Source organism: Pseudomonas sp. NFACC08-1, assembly GCF_900106735.1.
GTDB lineage: Bacteria > Pseudomonadota > Gammaproteobacteria > Pseudomonadales > Pseudomonadaceae > Aquipseudomonas > Aquipseudomonas fluorescens_Q.
The window spans coordinates 34,598-50,714 of record NZ_FNNL01000001.1 but is presented as its reverse complement, the minus strand read 5'-3'; the positions used below and the strand labels follow the sequence as shown (position 1 = coordinate 50,714).

Sequence of the window (16,117 nt, the reverse complement as noted above, 5' to 3'; positions counted from 1 at the left end):
GAATGATCATGCGCACTATCAAATCGCTCTTGGCCGTCACCCTCACCGCTGCACTGGCCCTGACATCACTCCATAGCGCCGCAGCGCAACCCGACGCCGCCAAGCCCACCGTCGTGCTAGTGCATGGCGCCTTCGCCGAATCGTCCAGTTGGAATGGCGTGGCCACCCGGTTGCTGAACCAGGGTTACCCGGTGGTGGCAGCGGCTAACCCGCTGCGCGGCGTGAAGCAGGACGCCGACTATGTCGCCGACATCGTCGAGCACACCGCCGGCCCGGTGATCCTGGTGGGGCACTCCTACGGCGGAGCCGTGATCACCAACGCGGTGCACGACAACCCCCGGGTCAAGGCGCTGGTCTACGTCGCGGCGTTCGCGCCGGACAAAGGCGAAACCGCCATCGAACTGTCCGGGCGCTACCCTGGCGGCACCCTTGGGCCGACCCTGGCCGCGCCGGTGCAGTTGGACGACGGCAATAAGGACCTCTACATCCAGCAGGACAAGTTCGGCCAACAGTTTGCCGCCGACGTGCCGGCGACCGAGTCCGCATTGATGGCTGCCACTCAACGGCCCATCAGCGAGGCGGCCTTGAAGGAAGCGTCTGGCGAACCGGCCTGGAAAAAAACGCCGTCCTGGTTCATCTACGGCTCGGCGGACAAGAACATTCCCGAGGCTGCCCTGAAGTTCATGGCCGACCGTGCAGGTTCGAAGAAGACCGTCACTGTCCAGGGCGCGTCCCACGTGGTGATGACGTCCAACCCGGATAAAGTGGCAGAGCTGATCGTTGAAGCGGCGCAGGTCAGTTCCAAATGATGATCACACTAACACGGGTCTACTGATCCAGAGCCCGGCGCAGGACGCCGGGTTTTTTATGCGAAGCCCCCCAAAAAGCGCCACTCTATTAACGCCCATGCACCATCTCCTGTGGGAGCGAGCTTGCTCGCGATGGGGCCGTATCAGTCGACATCTCTGGCAACAGACAGAACGCTAAATCTGCCCGATTTTTTACTCAAATGACTTGAAGTCATCACCCAAAAACCGCTTGGGATCGCTTGATGTAGTCGAGGAAGTTGATCCAGGGGGTCTGCACACTTTCCATATTGCAAACAGCAGGAATCCTCCAATTGCGTTTGTGCTTGTTCGCAGAAGGCTGAAACGCCTCATCCGTGACCAACTCGCAGCCATGTAGCTTCGCGGTGGCAATGATATATAGATCGTTTTCATCAACCCCAGCACCGTATTTGTCTTCTTCGATCTCAAGCAATCCTTTGATACGAAAGGCTTCCAATAGGATCGCCTCGGTCACGGGCATCGTTTGCAGACCTGCCTCTTTCAGCCAGGTCACGCACTCCGGTGCTTTGTGTCCAACTTCTTCGGCGGCAACCTCGGACATCCGAATCACACCTTGCGCCACTCGATCCGTCATCCATGCCCAAAGACCCGGAAACTGCGCGATAGGGTAGTTATCCCATGCGTAGAGCATGGATGAGGCATCAAACACCTGCATAGAAGCGTTCCAGCTTGTGCAGGTCCGAGATCTTAAGGTTGTCGAGATAGCTGCTTGCCTTGGCGAGAGTGATACGACGAGCGTTCATGGCTTCCAGCACTGTACGCACGTAACCATCGCCAAAAATGTGCCGGGGTTCGCGATTGCGGTGCTCTCGGCTGCCACCCTCTTTTTCAGGCATCACTCGTTGCTTGTTCCACCGTCGGTATGCGGCATAGGCTTCGCTTGGCAAACGTCCGGCATCCATCAGACGCCGTAGGATCATCTCGCCGCTCACACCCCACGCCCTGCGTTGTGGTTCCAGCCAGCCATCAAATTCGGCCGCCTCAACAGGGCGCTCATTGTCATGAATGCTTAATAGAAACTGATCGGGGACCAACAGATGGCCGGCAAAGGCATTCGCCTCTTGCTCTTCATCGTCCGCCGAATACAAATCCTCTTCATCGTCAATTGAGCTTGCCCGATGAATAAGTAGGTGCCCTAACTCATGCATCAACGTGAAGCTTTGGCGGGTATCTGCATCCTGCTTCTTGATGACGATTACCGGGCATTCAGGGTCGTAGAGTGAAAAACCGAGGATCGGGCTTTCCTTCGCAATCTGCCATTTACCGTTGTAGCCATTGCTGCGGAAGACCAACAGGCCGCGCGCTTCGATGGCCTTACGATAACTGTCGAAATTGTTACGGTTCGCCAGCCCCAGCCATTCACGCACACGGCTGGCCGCATCGGGGATGCTCAGGCCTGCGAGGTCGGGCGGCGAGAAGCGCACGACCTCCGTCGGTTCAAGCTCCTCACGCAGTGCAAGGAACACTGCGCGCTGACGCTCCACTCGCTCAACCAGCAGCTTCAGGCGGTGCGAAAGTTCCGGTTTCTGATTGCTCAAGGTGCGGAACTGCGGCGAGTGCACCTTTGCCTCGTTGACCGGCCCTGGCTCCATGAAAAACAAGGTACCTCGCCCGAAAACGGCCGCCAGCTTACGCAGCTGGTTGAAGGTCAGCCCTGTCTCGCCGGCCATCACTTTTTCAAAGCTGGCAGGTGCTATACCGATCTCACGGGCGAGCTCGTCCCGCGTCATACCGTGATCGGTACAACACCAGTCTATCCGCGCGAGATTGATTGATTGGATACGTTCCATGATTTGAGTATATAGGCGGTGTGTACCGGTGAACATGAGCCACCAAAGCTAGCTGCCGAAAGTTTGATGCGGCCGGGCCTATGACTTTCCCGAGGGGAGCTAGCATGCCTGAGTGTCATCGATGCCGGCTCGGCCAGTGTTAAGGAAACGATAGAGCCCGAGGGCAAGGCTGAAAAGCCGGCGGATTCTGGTGCGGTTGTAGGCAAAGGCGCAAGGATATGTGGCTTGGAGATGCGGTGGTCAGGCCCTGGCTTGACTTTCAGAAGGTGGAGAAGCAGGAGCAAGCATCCACGCGAATGTTATTTGAAGGGGGAGCCCCCTTGAATATAGACCTGTCTCTTGTCGCCGAGCAGCCCCAATTACTCCTGCGCCTCACCCCCCAACCGACCCCGCCGCACCGCCATAATCTGCGGGATCTTCTCCTCAATCCAATTCACCATCACCTCAAGATGCTCAGCCGCCTCCCGACCCAACGGCGTCAAGCGGTACTCCACATGCGGCGGCACCACCGGCAGCGATTTGCGGTTGACCAACCCATCCGCCTCAAGCTCCTGCAACGTCTGCGAAAGCATCTTCTCGCTGACCCCGCCGATCTTGCGGCGCAGCTCGCTGAAGCGGTGCATCCCGCCCAGCAAAATGACCAGCACCAGCACGCCCCAGCGACTGGTCATGTGCTTGAGGATCTCCCGAGAAGGGCAATCGGCGCTCAGTACATCGCCGCGTCGAACAGCGGCGCTAAACGGCTCGGAGATTTCGGTGGTGATGTCCACGATACTTACCTTTATGTACGTACTTACAAAAAGTTACTTAGGGCCCTAGGATGACTTCACCTCCTTTTCCCATCAAGGTATTTGTCATGATCGCCATCACCGGAGCCTCCGGCCAACTGGGCCGTCTCGTTATCCAGTCCCTGCTTGAACGCGTGCCAGCCGAGCAAATCGTCGCCCTGGTCAGAGACCCCGGTAAAGTCCAGGACCTGGCCGCACAGGGTGTGGTGGTACGCAGCGCCGACTACAACCAACCGGCCACATTGACTGCCGCGCTCAAAGGCGTCGATAAACTGCTGTTGATCTCCTCCAATGAACTAGGCAACCGCGCGGCCCAACACCGCGCCGTGATCGATGCCGCCAAGGCTGCGGGTGTCACGCTCCTGGCCTACACCAGCGTCCTGCACGCCGACACCTCCATCCTGGGCTTGGCCGCTGAACATCGCGATACCGAAGTAGCCTTGAAAGCCTCGGGCGTGCCCCACGTATTACTGCGCAACGGCTGGTACAGCGAAAACTACCTGGCGAACGTACCGAGCGCCGTGGAACATGGCGTCCTGCTCGGCAGCGCCGGGGAGGGCCGAATCAGCTCCGCCCCCCGTGCCGACTACGCCCAAGCCGCGGCGGTGGTGCTAACTACTGAAGGGCAGGCGGGCGAAGTCTATGAACTGGCGGGGGATAGCAGCTACACCTTGACTGAGCTGGCTGCGTTGATCAGTGAGAAAACCGGTAAGCCGGTGGTTTATCAGAACCTGCCGCAGGCTGAGTTTGAGGCGGTATTGATCAGTGTGGGGTTGCCAGCGGGGTTGGCGGCGTTGCTGGCGGATTCTGATGCGGCGGCGGCGAAAGGGGCGTTGTTTGATGAGAGTGGGGTGTTGGGGCGGTTGATTGGGCGGGGGACTGTGTCGGTTGGGGAGTCTTTGGGTTAAGTAGCCGAACCAAGGCCAGGACAATGGACACGTATGCCGGTCGACATCGACCGGCACGCAGTGCTGACGGCGCTATCCCCTTATTCCTGCAGATCTGTGCAAGACATCGCCTCAGCCCTTAGGTTGAATAGAACGTAAGTACGTTCTGTACGAGCTGAGGAAGCTGGCGAATGAGGTCGCCCAGGTTAACGTCGTATCCATCGTTCCAGTCAAGAGTGCTATAGCCGGCGTGCGTCCCGGTATGCAGTTCGGTTGCCATACATCTTCCTATGAGGATCAGCGATGACAAAAAGGGGATTTATTTTCTGAAAATAAATCTGTTCCCCTATTCCTAGTAAAAGTCGTAATAAAGCGCTCACTCCGCAGTTTCGTTGTGCTTCCAGAACATCAGGCTCCCACTGTCGACCACATTCAGATTGATCTTCGCATCCGATGAGATCTGGAACACAAACTCGAACCCTTCACCCGGATCAACACCCGACTGGCAAAACGACGGGTAACCGCTGATCTTGTGTTCGTAGGTGTGGGTGACCAAGTCGTAATAGCTCTGTATCTCGCCCGCGCGTTCCAGTGTGAGGATTGCTTGCTCAAGGTCCTCCGGGACACCACCGCCATCCCACAGTGGAAAGTCCTCAGGCACCGCTTGCCGGCTTTGCAAAGTGCGGAGACTGCCCGAACGACTCAATCAACAGTTCTGTGAGTGCGTGGATCTTGCGAGCCGGATGGAGCCCCGGTGGGCGGACAACATAAGCACCTGCCGGAGGCGGTGGGTACCGGGTCATGATGGGCACCAGCGCCTCCGACCTCACGCTTTCATAGGTCAGGCAATCCGGCAGATAGGCAACCCCCAACCCTGCGACAGCGGCAGCGACCAGAGCGATGCCGTTATCAGCCTTGAAGCGCCCCTGCGGACGAACCGTAACCACCTTGTCGCCATCCATGAACTGCCAGGATTCGGTGCCCTGCATGAGCGCCTCGTGTGCGGACAGCTCCTCGGGCGATTCAGGTGCGCCATGGGCTCTGATATAACCGGGGCTGGCGACGAGCTTCGTATAAATCGGGCCGATACCCCTTGCAATAAGGTTTGAGTCCGGCAGGTAGCCAACGCGTATCGCACAGTCAAAACCTTCGGCGATCAGATCGACGAAGCGATCGCTGTAGCTGGTCTGAATATGAAGCAAGGGATGACGGCGGGCCATTTCCGCCAGCATCGGCGCAAAGTGAGTCGGCCCAAAAGAAAGCGGGGCGGCAATGCGCAACCGACCGCGAAGGGGACCGGAGGGCAGCATCGTTTCCTTTGCTATGTCGATCTCGGCGCAGACCCTGGCCGCATGTTCGCGAAAAGTGGTTCCAGCCTCAGTGAGGGCGGCCCCGCGAGTCGTCCGCGCCAGCAACTGGATACCCAGTTCCGCCTCCAGCCGCACCAGCCTGCGACTGACGATCGATTTGGATACGCCTAGCCGGAGGGCCGCAGGCGAAATACCCCCGGCATCAGCGACTTCTACAAAGGTTTGCAGCGCTTCGATATCCAAAATCAGCGTTCCTCATTCTGCAACACAGAAAGCCTCGAGATGCTACTACTGGGTCAAGTGACGCAACAGCACAATCCTGCTTCCTGGTGACGCTGTCTCTTGATGGCAGGTCGTCCGGAAAGTGAATCATCTTCAACGCAGTGGAGACCTCAACCGCTCGCCCATCCATCAAGCGAGCACTTGAACCGTCCCTTCGCAAATGACAACTAGAAGCAGGAGCAGCAAATGACAAGCGAGGCAATCCGCAACCCTCTGACCGACCACCTCTTGTCGCCTGAAAACTCGGCGCTGATCATCATCGACTACCAGCCCATCCAAGTGTCCTCGATCCGTTCGATGCCGCGTGACGAATTGGTGTTCAACATCACGAGCGTGGCCAAGGCGGCCATCAACTACAACCTTCCGATTATCCATTCGACGGTCAACGTCGCTACCGGTCGCAACAAGCCGCCCATTCAGCAGCTGCAGAACGTACTGGGGCATTTGCCTACTTACGATCGGACATCAATCAACAGTTGGGAAGACGTCGAGTTCAAACTGGCGGTCAAAGCCACTGGCCGCCGCAAACTCATCATGACCGCGCTCTGGACTGAAGCGTGCCTGACCTTTCCGGTACTCGATGCCATACAGGAAGGTTATGAAGTCTACGTGCCGGTTGATGCAGTCGGCGGTACATCCGTTGCCGCGCACGAGGCCGCGTTACGGCGAATCGAGCAAGCGGGGGCGAAACTGATCAGTCGCGTGCAGATGTATTGCGAACTCCAGCGCGATTGGGCGCGTGAATCGACCGTCGCAGGCTTTATGGGCGTGTTTGAAAACGCTGATGGTTTCAACGCCGAAAAGGCCTTGTAGGTGTTAACCAAGAACATCTGTGGCCGATGAGGTGACGACGGTGAGACCTGTGGACACAGGTCTCATTTTTAATTCTTGATCTACAGGGAGAACGTTGGCGAGTGCCCCAAGCTTTGAATGCTAGGCTTGGTCTCCGAGATACCTTGTGGCGTATTGCTGCTTTGAGTGTCTAAGCGCCATAGTTGCTTCTGGCCGCGATACAGCGCCAACCCCGCTGGGTTTTCCCACGTTTCGTTAGCGAGCCTCCATGTGAAAAGGGTGAAAAGGGGACGATTTGCTGACTAAAAGCGGCCACTTGCCCCTCTACCGAATATTCATATGCCGCATTTCAGGCTTTTCTGCATCAACGCATTCTGAAGCGTTACGCCCCGACGGATCGGAAATCCTCGCTCTACGACATAAAAACCGTGCAATACAAAGAATGGTTCAGCCGTTTTGCTGACATGAGAAGTAAGTTCGCTGATTCCAAGCAATCTGGCTTCTTCATGAATACGATTCATTAATAAAGAACCTATTCCCCGCCGGGGATGATTACCCGACACAAAAAAATGGTCGATGTAACCGTTCGGTTGAATGTCGGCGTAGCCTACTATTTCGCCGTCGATCTCAGCTACGAACGGACGGAGATCTCGAAGATGATTCGCCCAGAGCTTCGGATCAAGATCAGCAGGAGCCCAGGCTTCGATTTGATCGTGGGTGTAATCTCTTGACGCAATATCGTGAATGGCAGAGTAAAAGACGTGGAACAACGCAATCTCATCTCCGATTCTGAACCGTCGAATCGCCACATTGTCTCTCGAAAGGTGTCCAAAAAAATCGAAGTCTGTCATACCCACTGCTAAATCAGAAATAAACTACCCCAAGTTCCATAGCCACGTGCGAATGACTCCTTCTGGCGTTTTCAAGCCTTTCGCTAAAAGGGCTGTGTGGGAAGTGAGGAGCTGTTGGAGGAGTTCTTTTTTACAGATAACTCGTCCACGTCTATGGATGAACGCACCAAAACCCGACGCACAACGCCGGGTTTGTCCGTTGGGAACCGTCTACCTACCGCCCCGGCTCCACATTATCCAACACCTGATTCGCCAACAACGAGCTCAGCTCAATCAACTGCTGAATCCCCAGCGCCAAATGACGCCGCGAGCCTTTCAGGTCGAACGCCAGATCACTCACCATCGCATCAGCTGAAGCCAGCGTCTCACTGAGATTAGCGAGCAAGCATTCGTTATCGAGGCCTTTCACGACGGTGAATAGCTGACCCGGTTTGGGGTCGTCTTGAGATTTTTCCGATTTCGGTAGCAAGTAGTGATCAAGCACGCGTTTGGTGGTTTCGTCTTGCTGCTTGGCTTTGGATTTTGCGGATTGCGGGGTGGGGTCTGCATCTGGGGGATTTGGAGTTGCTTTGAACATTTTCACGTTTCCTTTGTTAGTAGGCCGCTACCGTCTCGCTACTAAACGAAAGGGAGGCAGCTGTGCGCAAGTTAGTAGACCGGTAGGACAACGGAAAACCCGGCGCGCCCGAAGGCGCCATGCGCACAGCCACCATCGAGTGCGGGCAATGCCCGACTGATGAGACTCATGCGACCGTATCCTTAACCGGGCTACTAAACCCGACCACTGATGGGCAGTGGCAAGGAAACGATAGAGCCCCGGAACAAGGCGCACAAGCGGGCGGATTCTGGCGTAGTTGTAGGCAAAGGCGCAAGGATGCGTGGGTTGGTGGCGGGGTGTAGGTGGGGGTTGTAGGAGGGAGGTTTTTTAGCGATTCGGGTGGGGTTTTCTGTTCTGGAACCGCGTCGTTTTCATCGCGAGCAAGCTCGCTCCCACAGGGGGCGGCGTTGGCTGGATATTTGGTTCGACACAAACCCCTGTGGCGAGGGAGCTTGCTCCCGCTGGCCTGCGCAGCAGGCCCCCTGCATTTCTTCAGGCAAACCGCGTCGCCCGATTTTGCGACTGCTGCGCAGCCGAGCGGGAGCAAGCTCCCTCGCCACAAGGAATCGGCACGGCTTAACTGAACGGTGTGCCCCTCGGAGGTTATTTGCGCTTCAGCATCTCCGGCAACTGCGCCACCAGTTTCTGATTATTCAACGGCGCACGAATAAACCCGCGCTGGGTGCCGTCCGGCCCGATCACCGCCAGGTTGCCACTGTGATCAACCGTATAGTTAGGCTTACTGGTATCCGCCGGAATAAACGGAATACTCACCGCATTCGCCAGTTTCTGCAGGTCTTCAACCGACGAAGCCGTCAACCCTATGAACTGCGGATCGAAGTACCCCAGGTACTGCTTCAGCTGCTTGGGCGTGTCGCGGTTCGGGTCGACGCTCACCAGTACGATCTGCAACTTATCCACAGCCTCTTTCGGCAACTCGCTTTTGATCTGGCGCAGTTGGGCGAGGGTGGTGGGGCAGATGTCCGGGCAGAAGGTGTAACCGAAGAACAGCAGGCTCCATTTGCCCTTAAGCTCGTCCATCGCCACGGGCTGGCCGTCCTGGTCGGTCATTTTCACGTCCGGCAGGTTGCGGCTCTGGGGCAGCAGGATGATGCCGGCGTCGATCAGCGCGGTCGGGTCGCCCTGGCCTTTGCCCGACAGCACCTTGTTGATGGTCAGGCCGAGGATCAGTGCGATCACGGCCACGAGGATGAAGACGGTTTTCTGGGTTCGAGTCATAGGCTCAACAGTAAGTAATGATCTACAAGCAGGGCGATGAACAGCAGGAACAAGTAATAAATAGAGTACTTGAACGTATTGATCGCCGCGTGCGGCCGACTGCCACGGTACAACACCACGGCCCATTGCAGGAACCGGGCGCCGAGCACCAGCGCGCAAATCAGGTAGAGCATGCCGCTCATGTGGATCACGAACGGCATCAGGCTCACCGCCAGCAGCACCAGGGTGTACAGCAGGATATGGACCTTGGTGTAGTGCTCGCCGTGGGTCACCGGCAACATCGGGATGTCGGCCTTGGCGTATTCCTCTTTGCGGTGGATCGCCAGGGCCCAGAAGTGCGGTGGGGTCCAGGCGAAGATGATCAGCACCAGCAGCAGCGGTTCGGCACTGACATGCCCGGTGGCCGCCACCCAGCCCAGCAGCGGTGGCGCTGCGCCGGCGAGGCCGCCAATGACGATGTTCTGTGGCGTGGCGCGCTTGAGGAAGCCGGTGTAGACCACCGCATAACCGAGCAGTGAGGCGAGGGTCAGCCAGGCGGTCAGCGGGTTGGTGAAGGCCAGCAGCAAGGCCTGGCCGATCACGGCCAGGGCCAGGGCGAAGGTCAGGGCGGCGGCTGGGGAAATCCGCCCTTCGGCCAAGGGGCGTTTATGGGTGCGGGCCATCACCGCGTCGATGCGCCGGTCCACTACATGGTTGACCGCCGCCGCGCCGCCGGCACACAGGGCGATGCCCAGGTTGCCGAATACCAGCACCGTCCACGGTACGCCGGCGCGGGTGGCGAGGAACATGCCCACCAGTGAGGTGATCAGCATCAGCACCACCACTTTGGGCTTGGTCAGCTCCAGGTAATCGCGCCAGATCGCTTGGCTGTGGCGTTCACCGGTCAAGGTTGCCATGGCATCTCTCCTTTTATAGTTATGGGGCTGGCGCTGTGTTTATGCGGGTTGAACCGCCAGCGCAGCGGGATTTGATGCTTGACCCGGAGCAGGCTGGTGCGGGCGTGATAATTGACCAGCACCAGGGTCAGCAGCAGCGCGGCGCCCCCGGCGTTGTGGGCCACGGCCACCGGCAGCGGCAGGTGGAACAGCACGTTGCTGATGCCCAGGGTGATTTGCGCCGCCAGTGCCGTCAGCACCAGCCCGGCCAGGCGGGTCATGCCGACGGTTTTCAATTGCCAGGCCAGCCCCAGCAGCACCACGGTCACCAGCAAGGCGCCGATGCGGTGGGTCAGGTGGATGGCGGTGCGGGCGTCGCTGTCCAGTTGCCCGCCCAGGTAGTTCGGGCCGATGTGCTGGGTCAGGTGAAAGCCGTTGGCAAAATCGGCCGGTGGCAGCCATTGGCCGTGGCAGGTGGGGAAATCGATGCAGGCCACGGCGGCGTAGTTGGAGCTGACCCAGCCGCCGAGGGCGATCTGGCCGATCACCAGCAGCAGCCCGGCGGTGGCCCAGTGTTGCAGGCGTTTGGGCACGGTCAGCGCCGGCAGCACGCCGGACAATCTCAAGGTCAGCAGAAACAGCAGGCTCAACGTCGCGAAGCCGCCCAGCAAATGCCCGGTGACCACTTGTGGCCAGAGTTTCAGGGTCACGGTCCACATGCCGAACGCCGCTTGCGCAAAGACCACGGCCAGCAGGAACAGTGGCAACTTCAATGGCTGGCCCGGACGGTGGCGGTTCATCCAGGACCGTGCCGCCAACGCTACGATCATCAAGCCCAGGCCCCCGGCGAAGTAGCGATGGACCATCTCGTTCCAACCCTTGTGGGCTTCCACCGGGGTGTCGGGAAAGTGCAACTCGGCATGGGCCAGTTGGGCTTCGCTCTTGGGCACGCTGATGAACCCGTAGCAACCGGGCCAGTCGGGGCAACCGAGGCCGGCGTGGGTCAGCCGGGTGTAGGCGCCCAGCAGGACGACGATCAATGCCAGCAGCGTGGCAAACAGCGCGAGGCGAAATCCAGGTTTGGCCATGTCGATGCCCTCATCCGATGTTCGACAGTTTCAGCAAATGGCGCAGGTCGTTGAGCAGGTCCTTGCCCTTGACCCGGGCGTCGTAGCGCAGCACCAGGTTGCTGTGGGGGTCGATGATCCACAGTTGGGCGCCACCGGAGCCCTGGGCGCCTTTCTGATAGGCCGGCAGGTCCAGTGGGTAGCGTTGCAATTGCGGGTACTCGCGCTGCAGTTGGGCGTCGTACTCGGCGTCCAACGGTTGCGCCACCGCCAGGGCATGGCTGGCGCGAGAGGCTTCGCGGCCCAGGCCGATCTGGACTTGTCGGGCCAGGTACACCAGCTGCCGGCAATCCACCGAGCATTCCTGTGGCGCCGTGACCAAAATCTGCCAGCGTTGCTCATCGGCCTGTACCCCGATCTCGGCGCGGGTCTGGCCGGTGCCGATCAGTTCGCCGTGGTAGCTGCGGCTGTCGGGCACCCAGAACTGGAACTTGTACATGCCGGTGGCCAGGATCATCGGGCCGATCACCCCGAGCACGATCAGCAGCAATTGCACGCGGCCCTTGCGACGGTTGTGTGCCGCGGGCGCCTCAGACGTGTTGGTTGGATTCATGGTGCTTCCCATGGTGTCTCCCTGCGTTGTGCCATCCGAGATAAAGAAAAAGGCCGAACAGCGCCGCCGCCATGGCGAACCACTGCACGGCATAACCGAGGTGTTTTTCCGGGCCCATGGCCACCACCGGCCAATCGGTCCGGTAGGCGCCGGGGCCGTTTTGTTGGCGTAATTCATAGGTGAAACCGCTGCGACCCAGTTCGGCCCAGAGTTTGTCGGGCTCGATGGCGGTGACCGTTCGCGGCCACGCTGCCCCGGCCGGATCGGCGTGCAGTTGGAACGTGGCGCCAGGGGCGACGTAGACCCAGGCTTGCAGGCTCACCGGTGCATCAGGCGTGTTGAAGACCGGCGGGGTGCGGCGGTCCGGCCAGGGCAGCCAGCCTCGGTTGACCAGCAACCATTGCCCGGTGGCGTGATCGAGGAAGGGTTGCAGCAGTTCGACACCGACCTTGCCGTCGTGCTGGCGGTTATCCAGCAGGAGACTGTGTTCGGCGTCGAACTGGCCGTGCAGGCTGACCGGCCGGAAGGCTGGATCGGTTGTGTGTTGCAGCTCAGCGCTGTCCAGCGGCGGGGCCACGCGGCGCTCGGCGTAACTCTCCATGAGCACGCGTTTCTGTTCGCCCCGGCTCAATTGCCAGAACCCCAGGCACACCATCACCGGCACCAGAATGGCGACCACCAGCGACGGCACGATGCCCGGCCGAAAGTGTTTCATGGCGCCGTCCGAAAGCCGTCGAACGGGATAGCTATACTCACGTGCATTGCATCCCCCCGGAGTGTCCCTAATGCTAAAAGCAGCCATCGTCCTGATGCTGATTGCCACGATTGCCAGCCTGTTCAGCGGTCTGTTTTTTCTGGTCAAGGACGACAGCAGTTCCAATCGCCTGGTCATCGCCTTGGCGATTCGGGTCGGTCTGGCCGCTATCACCGTCGGCTTGATTGCCTGGGGCTTTTTCAGCGGCCAGTTGGTGTCCCACGTGCCTTGGTAAATCCTCAGAGCACGTAGACGAAGACGAACAAGCCGATCCACACCACATCGACGAAGTGCCAATACCAACTCGCCGCCTCGAAGCCGAACTGATGCTCGTTGTCGAAGTGCCCGCGCATGATCCTCATCAGCATGACGAACAGGATGATCGTGCCGATGGTGACGTGGGCGCCGTGAAAGCCCGTGAGCATGAAGAAGGTCGCGCCGTAGACGCCGGAGCCCAGGGTCAGGCCCAGTTCCTTGTAGGCGTGGATGTATTCCTCGGCCTGGAAACCCAGGAAGGCACAACCCAGCAGGACGGTGATGGCCAACCAGATTTTCAGCGCGCCGCGATGGCCTTTTTTCAGGGCGTGGTGGGCGATGGTGACGGTGACGCTGGAGCTGACCAGCAGGATGGTATTGAGCAGCGGCAAGCCCCAGGGGCTGATGACGTCCTTGGGCGCCGGAAAGAGTTTCGGGTCGGGGTTGTTCAGCAACGGCCAGGCGAACTCGAAACTGGGCCAGAGCATGTGCGACAGGCCTTTGGTACCTTCACCCGCCAAGCCTGGCGCCGAGATCATGCGCACATAAAACAGTGCACCGAAGAAGGCGATGAAGAACATCACCTCGGAAAAGATGAACCAGCTCATGCCCCAGCGGAACGAGCGGTCGAGCTGCGCGCTGTAGAGCCCGGCGCGGCTTTCCTTGATCACCGCGCCGAACCAGCCGAACAGCATGTAGGCCAGCAGCAGGCCACCGACGAAAAAGATCAGCGGCCCGTGGGAGTCCGGCCGGGCGGCCTTCAGGTCGTTGAACCAGGTGGCCAGGCCATACACCGTGACGAACATCCCGACCGTGGCGATGATCGGCCATTTGCTCTGGGCCGGAACGTAATAGTGTTCGTGAGTTGCCATTTATTGTTCTCCTTATCGGGCACGCTATCGGTCAGTGTTTACAGCCACCGGTGGATGACGAGCGGTGATATCGAACAGCGTGTAGGACAGCGTCAGGTGCTTCACTTCCTTGGGCATGTCCCGGTCGACGATGAAGCGCATGGGCATTTCGATGCGTTCGCCGGGTTGCAGCACTTGCTGGGTAAAACAAAAACATTCGGTCTTGTGGAAATATGCCGCCGCGTTGCTCGGCGCGATGCTCGGCACCGCCTGGGCGCTCATCGGCCGGTCGGTGGGGTTGTGGGCGACGAACACCATTTCGTTCACCGCCCCCGGCTGGACCACCAACTGATCGCCCTTGGGGTAGAAGTTCCAGGGCATGTCCACCGAATTGGTCGACAGGAACTGCACGCGAACCTGGCGTGACTCATCGACGGTCTGCTCGCCTTCGTATTGCCCGGCGGTCTTGCCGTTGATGCCGAACGCCTTGCACATCACGTCGTAGATCGGCACCAGGGCAAACCCGAAGACGAACATGGCCACCACCACTAGCAACAGACGAGTGACCAGTTTCTTCATCGAAATCGAATCAGCCATGATTTCCAGTCCCTACCAGGAACCTTGTGGGAGCGAGCTTGCTCGCGATAGCGGTGTGTCTGTCACACCGAGTCGCTGCCATCGCGAGCAAGCTCGCTCCCACAGGGCTTCCATGAGTCATCTCATTTCACTTCCGGCGGCGTGGTAAAGGTGTGATACGGCGCCGGCGACGGCACGCTCCACTCCAGCCCTTCGGCCCCATCCCACGGCTTGGCCGGTGCCGGCTCGCCGCCACGGATGGTCTTGATCACGATGAACAGGAAGAAGATCTGCGTGGTGCCGAACATGAAGGCGCCGATGGACGAGACCATGTTGAAGTCGGCGAACTGCAGGTTGTAGTCGGGAATCCGCCGGGGCATGCCCGCCAGGCCGACGAAGTGCATCGGGAAGAACGCCAGGTTCATGCCGACGAACGACAGCCAGAAGTGCAGCTTGCCGAGGGTTTCGTCGTACATATGGCCGGTCCATTTCGGCAGCCAATAGTAGGCCGAGGCGAAAATCCCGAAGATGGCGCCGGGCACCAGCACGTAGTGGAAGTGCGCGACCACGAAGTAGGTGTCCTGGTACTGGAAGTCCGCCGGGGCGATGGCCAGCATCAGCCCGGAGAAACCACCGATGGAGAACAGGATCACGAACGCGACGGCAAACAGCATCGGCGTCTCGAAGGTCAGAGAGCCTTGCCACATGGTGCTGGCCCAATTGAACACCTTCACCCCGGTGGGCACGGCGATCAGCAGGGTCGCGTACATGAAGAACAGCTCGCCCACCAGCGGAATGCCGACCACGAACATGTGGTGCGCCCAGACGATGAACGACAGGAACGCGATGGCGGCCGTGGCATAGACCATCGAGGTGTAGCCGAACAACGGTTTGCGCGAGAAGGCCGGAATGATCGAGCTGACGGCGCCGAAGGCCGGCAGGATCATGATGTATACCTCGGGGTGGCCGAAGAACCAGAACACATGCTGGAACAGCACCGGGTCACCGCCACCGGCGGCACTGAAGAAGCTGGTGCCGAAGTGGATGTCCATCAGCATCATCGTCACGCAGCCGGCCAGCACCGGCATCACCGCGATCAGCAGGAACGCGGTGATCAGCCAGGTCCAGACGAACAGCGGCATCTTCATCAGGGTCATGCCGGGGGCACGCAGGTTGAGGATGGTGGCGATCACGTTGATCGCGCCCATGATCGAGCTGATGCCCATCAGGTGGATGGCAAAGATGAAGAACGTTACGCTTTCCGGCGCATAGGTAGTGGACAGCGGCGCATAGAAGGTCCAGCCGAAGTTCGGCCCGCCCCCCGGGGTGAACAGCGTCGACACCAGCATCAGGAACGCCGCCGGCAACAGCCAGAAGCTGAAGTTGTTCATCCGTGGCAGGGCCATGTCCGGCGCGCCGATCATCAGCGGGATCATCCAGTTGGCAAGGCCGACGAACGCCGGCATCACCGCACCGAAGACCATCACCAGGCCGTGCATGGTGGTCATCTGGTTGAAGAATTCCGGCTGCACGATCTGCAGGCCGGGCTGGAACAACTCGGCGCGGATCACCATGGCGAACGAGCCGCCCAGCAGGAACATCGAGAAGGCGAACCACAGGTACAGCGTGCCGATATCCTTGTGGTTGGTGGTCAGCACCCAGCGCATCAGGCCCTTGGCGGGGCCGTGGGCGTGGTCGGCGCCGGCATGACCGTGGTCATCGATCACAGCACTCATGTCCT

18 protein-coding genes and 1 pseudogene are annotated in these 16,117 nt (G+C 59.4%); 4 read left to right on the top strand and 15 right to left on the bottom strand.

Features of this window, described 5'->3' with window-relative positions; all coding sequences use genetic code 11:
* Window positions 1-8 precede the first annotated feature (8 nt).
* Entirely contained in the window at window positions 9-809 is an 801-nt protein-coding gene (locus BLU76_RS00245) for an alpha/beta fold hydrolase (protein WP_092221574.1), read from the top strand.
* A gap of 214 nt (window positions 810-1,023) precedes the next feature.
* On the opposite strand, the gene BLU76_RS00240 is transcribed toward BLU76_RS00245, so the two are convergent.
* The 3 genes from BLU76_RS00240 to BLU76_RS00230 form a co-directional block, all read right to left on the bottom strand.
* Complete coding sequence (locus BLU76_RS00240) at window positions 1,024-1,503, bottom strand: DUF4411 family protein (RefSeq protein ID WP_092220999.1); 480 nt, start codon at window positions 1,501-1,503, stop codon at window positions 1,024-1,026.
* Window positions 1,490-2,638: a helix-turn-helix domain-containing protein gene (locus BLU76_RS00235; RefSeq protein ID WP_092148807.1), complete on the bottom strand. Its 1,149-nt coding sequence runs from the start codon at window positions 2,636-2,638 to the stop codon at window positions 1,490-1,492. The genes BLU76_RS00240 and BLU76_RS00235 overlap by 14 nt, the downstream gene beginning before the upstream one ends.
* Before the next feature lie 359 nt (window positions 2,639-2,997).
* Window positions 2,998-3,408 (bottom strand): winged helix-turn-helix transcriptional regulator, encoded by a 411-nt coding sequence (locus tag BLU76_RS00230; protein ID WP_256572158.1) that lies wholly within the window; start codon window positions 3,406-3,408, stop codon window positions 2,998-3,000.
* An 86-nt stretch (window positions 3,409-3,494) separates the two neighbouring features.
* Here BLU76_RS00230 and BLU76_RS00225 point away from each other — a divergent pair, with 86 nt between their 5' ends.
* The gene (locus BLU76_RS00225; protein WP_092220996.1) at window positions 3,495-4,334 is read left to right on the top strand and encodes an SDR family oxidoreductase; all 840 of its coding nucleotides are present in this window, start codon (window positions 3,495-3,497) and stop codon (window positions 4,332-4,334) included.
* Between the two features lie 355 nt (window positions 4,335-4,689).
* Here the strand turns inward: BLU76_RS00225 and BLU76_RS00220 are convergent.
* A pseudogene (locus BLU76_RS00220) lies at window positions 4,690-4,980 on the bottom strand (DUF1963 domain-containing protein); the annotation flags it as partial.
* Window positions 4,967-5,866 carry a LysR family transcriptional regulator gene (locus BLU76_RS00215; protein WP_092220993.1) on the bottom strand — a complete coding sequence of 300 codons (900 nt, stop codon included), beginning with the start codon at window positions 5,864-5,866 and terminating at the stop codon, window positions 4,967-4,969. The gene BLU76_RS00215 and the pseudogene BLU76_RS00220, both read right to left, overlap by 14 nt.
* A 225-nt stretch (window positions 5,867-6,091) precedes the next feature.
* Between BLU76_RS00215 and BLU76_RS00210 the strand changes: the two genes are divergently transcribed.
* Entirely contained in the window at window positions 6,092-6,718 is a 627-nt protein-coding gene (locus BLU76_RS00210; RefSeq protein WP_092220990.1) for a hydrolase, read from the top strand.
* Between the two features lie 314 nt (window positions 6,719-7,032).
* On the opposite strand, the gene BLU76_RS00205 is transcribed toward BLU76_RS00210, so the two are convergent.
* The 7 genes from BLU76_RS00205 to BLU76_RS00175 form a co-directional block, all read right to left on the bottom strand.
* Window positions 7,033-7,548, bottom strand: a complete 516-nt coding sequence (locus BLU76_RS00205; RefSeq protein ID WP_256572622.1) for a GNAT family N-acetyltransferase — start codon at window positions 7,546-7,548, stop codon at window positions 7,033-7,035.
* 214 nt (window positions 7,549-7,762) lie between these two features.
* Window positions 7,763-8,125, bottom strand: coding sequence for a DUF6124 family protein (locus BLU76_RS00200; protein ID WP_092220986.1), 363 nt, complete (start codon window positions 8,123-8,125; stop codon window positions 7,763-7,765).
* A gap of 624 nt (window positions 8,126-8,749) precedes the next feature.
* Complete coding sequence (locus BLU76_RS00195; RefSeq protein ID WP_092220983.1) at window positions 8,750-9,385, bottom strand: SCO family protein; 636 nt, start codon at window positions 9,383-9,385, stop codon at window positions 8,750-8,752.
* Window positions 9,382-10,281: a heme o synthase gene (gene cyoE, locus BLU76_RS00190; RefSeq protein WP_092220980.1), complete on the bottom strand. Its 900-nt coding sequence runs from the start codon at window positions 10,279-10,281 to the stop codon at window positions 9,382-9,384. The genes BLU76_RS00195 and cyoE overlap by 4 nt, the downstream gene beginning before the upstream one ends.
* Complete coding sequence (locus tag BLU76_RS00185) at window positions 10,269-11,348, bottom strand: COX15/CtaA family protein (RefSeq protein WP_092220977.1); 1,080 nt, start codon at window positions 11,346-11,348, stop codon at window positions 10,269-10,271. The genes cyoE and BLU76_RS00185 overlap by 13 nt, the downstream gene beginning before the upstream one ends.
* 10 nt (window positions 11,349-11,358) lie before the next feature.
* Window positions 11,359-11,952 carry a hypothetical protein gene (locus BLU76_RS00180; protein ID WP_063325192.1) on the bottom strand — a complete coding sequence of 198 codons (594 nt, stop codon included), beginning with the start codon at window positions 11,950-11,952 and terminating at the stop codon, window positions 11,359-11,361.
* A complete protein-coding gene (locus tag BLU76_RS00175; protein ID WP_092220974.1) occupies window positions 11,918-12,655 on the bottom strand; it encodes an SURF1 family protein in 738 nt (245 codons plus the stop codon). Before BLU76_RS00175 ends, BLU76_RS00180 begins: the two co-directional genes overlap by 35 nt.
* 70 nt (window positions 12,656-12,725) lie before the next feature.
* Here BLU76_RS00175 and BLU76_RS00170 point away from each other — a divergent pair, with 70 nt between their 5' ends.
* A complete protein-coding gene (locus BLU76_RS00170; RefSeq protein WP_092220971.1) occupies window positions 12,726-12,929 on the top strand; it encodes a twin transmembrane helix small protein in 204 nt (67 codons plus the stop codon).
* A 4-nt stretch (window positions 12,930-12,933) separates the two neighbouring features.
* Here the strand turns inward: BLU76_RS00170 and BLU76_RS00165 are convergent, their stop codons facing one another.
* The 3 genes from BLU76_RS00165 to ctaD all read right to left on the bottom strand — a co-directional run bounded on the left by BLU76_RS00165 (window position 12,934) and on the right by ctaD (window position 16,112).
* Complete coding sequence (locus BLU76_RS00165; protein ID WP_092220968.1) at window positions 12,934-13,821, bottom strand: cytochrome c oxidase subunit 3; 888 nt, start codon at window positions 13,819-13,821, stop codon at window positions 12,934-12,936.
* A gap of 24 nt (window positions 13,822-13,845) precedes the next feature.
* Complete coding sequence (locus BLU76_RS00160; protein WP_092220964.1) at window positions 13,846-14,397, bottom strand: cytochrome c oxidase assembly protein; 552 nt, start codon at window positions 14,395-14,397, stop codon at window positions 13,846-13,848.
* Window positions 14,398-14,519: 122 nt separating this feature from the next.
* Window positions 14,520-16,112, bottom strand: coding sequence for a cytochrome c oxidase subunit I (gene ctaD / locus BLU76_RS00155; protein ID WP_092220961.1), 1,593 nt, complete (start codon window positions 16,110-16,112; stop codon window positions 14,520-14,522).
* Window positions 16,113-16,117: the final 5 nt, after the last annotated feature.

What these genes read in the sequence shown, in the direction of transcription:
- BLU76_RS00245 (WP_092221574.1), top strand. Translation starts at nt 9, where the DNA reads ATGCGCACTATCAAATCGCTCTTGGCCGTCACCCTCACCGCTGCACTG.
- BLU76_RS00240 (WP_092220999.1), bottom strand. Translation starts at nt 1,503, where the DNA reads ATGCAGGTGTTTGATGCCTCATCCATGCTCTACGCATGGGATAACTAC.
- BLU76_RS00235 (WP_092148807.1), bottom strand. Translation starts at nt 2,638, where the DNA reads ATGGAACGTATCCAATCAATCAATCTCGCGCGGATAGACTGGTGTTGT.
- BLU76_RS00225 (WP_092220996.1), top strand. Translation starts at nt 3,495, where the DNA reads ATGATCGCCATCACCGGAGCCTCCGGCCAACTGGGCCGTCTCGTTATC.
- BLU76_RS00210 (WP_092220990.1), top strand. Translation starts at nt 6,092, where the DNA reads ATGACAAGCGAGGCAATCCGCAACCCTCTGACCGACCACCTCTTGTCG.
- BLU76_RS00205 (WP_256572622.1), bottom strand. Translation starts at nt 7,548, where the DNA reads ATGACAGACTTCGATTTTTTTGGACACCTTTCGAGAGACAATGTGGCG.
- BLU76_RS00200 (WP_092220986.1), bottom strand. Translation starts at nt 8,125, where the DNA reads ATGTTCAAAGCAACTCCAAATCCCCCAGATGCAGACCCCACCCCGCAA.
- BLU76_RS00195 (WP_092220983.1), bottom strand. Translation starts at nt 9,385, where the DNA reads ATGACTCGAACCCAGAAAACCGTCTTCATCCTCGTGGCCGTGATCGCA.
- cyoE (WP_092220980.1), bottom strand. Translation starts at nt 10,281, where the DNA reads ATGGCAACCTTGACCGGTGAACGCCACAGCCAAGCGATCTGGCGCGAT.
- BLU76_RS00185 (WP_092220977.1), bottom strand. Translation starts at nt 11,348, where the DNA reads ATGGCCAAACCTGGATTTCGCCTCGCGCTGTTTGCCACGCTGCTGGCA.
- BLU76_RS00180 (WP_063325192.1), bottom strand. Translation starts at nt 11,952, where the DNA reads ATGGGAAGCACCATGAATCCAACCAACACGTCTGAGGCGCCCGCGGCA.
- BLU76_RS00175 (WP_092220974.1), bottom strand. Translation starts at nt 12,655, where the DNA reads ATGAAACACTTTCGGCCGGGCATCGTGCCGTCGCTGGTGGTCGCCATT.
- BLU76_RS00170 (WP_092220971.1), top strand. Translation starts at nt 12,726, where the DNA reads ATGCTAAAAGCAGCCATCGTCCTGATGCTGATTGCCACGATTGCCAGC.
- BLU76_RS00165 (WP_092220968.1), bottom strand. Translation starts at nt 13,821, where the DNA reads ATGGCAACTCACGAACACTATTACGTTCCGGCCCAGAGCAAATGGCCG.
- BLU76_RS00160 (WP_092220964.1), bottom strand. Translation starts at nt 14,397, where the DNA reads ATGGCTGATTCGATTTCGATGAAGAAACTGGTCACTCGTCTGTTGCTA.
- ctaD (WP_092220961.1), bottom strand. Translation starts at nt 16,112, where the DNA reads ATGAGTGCTGTGATCGATGACCACGGTCATGCCGGCGCCGACCACGCC.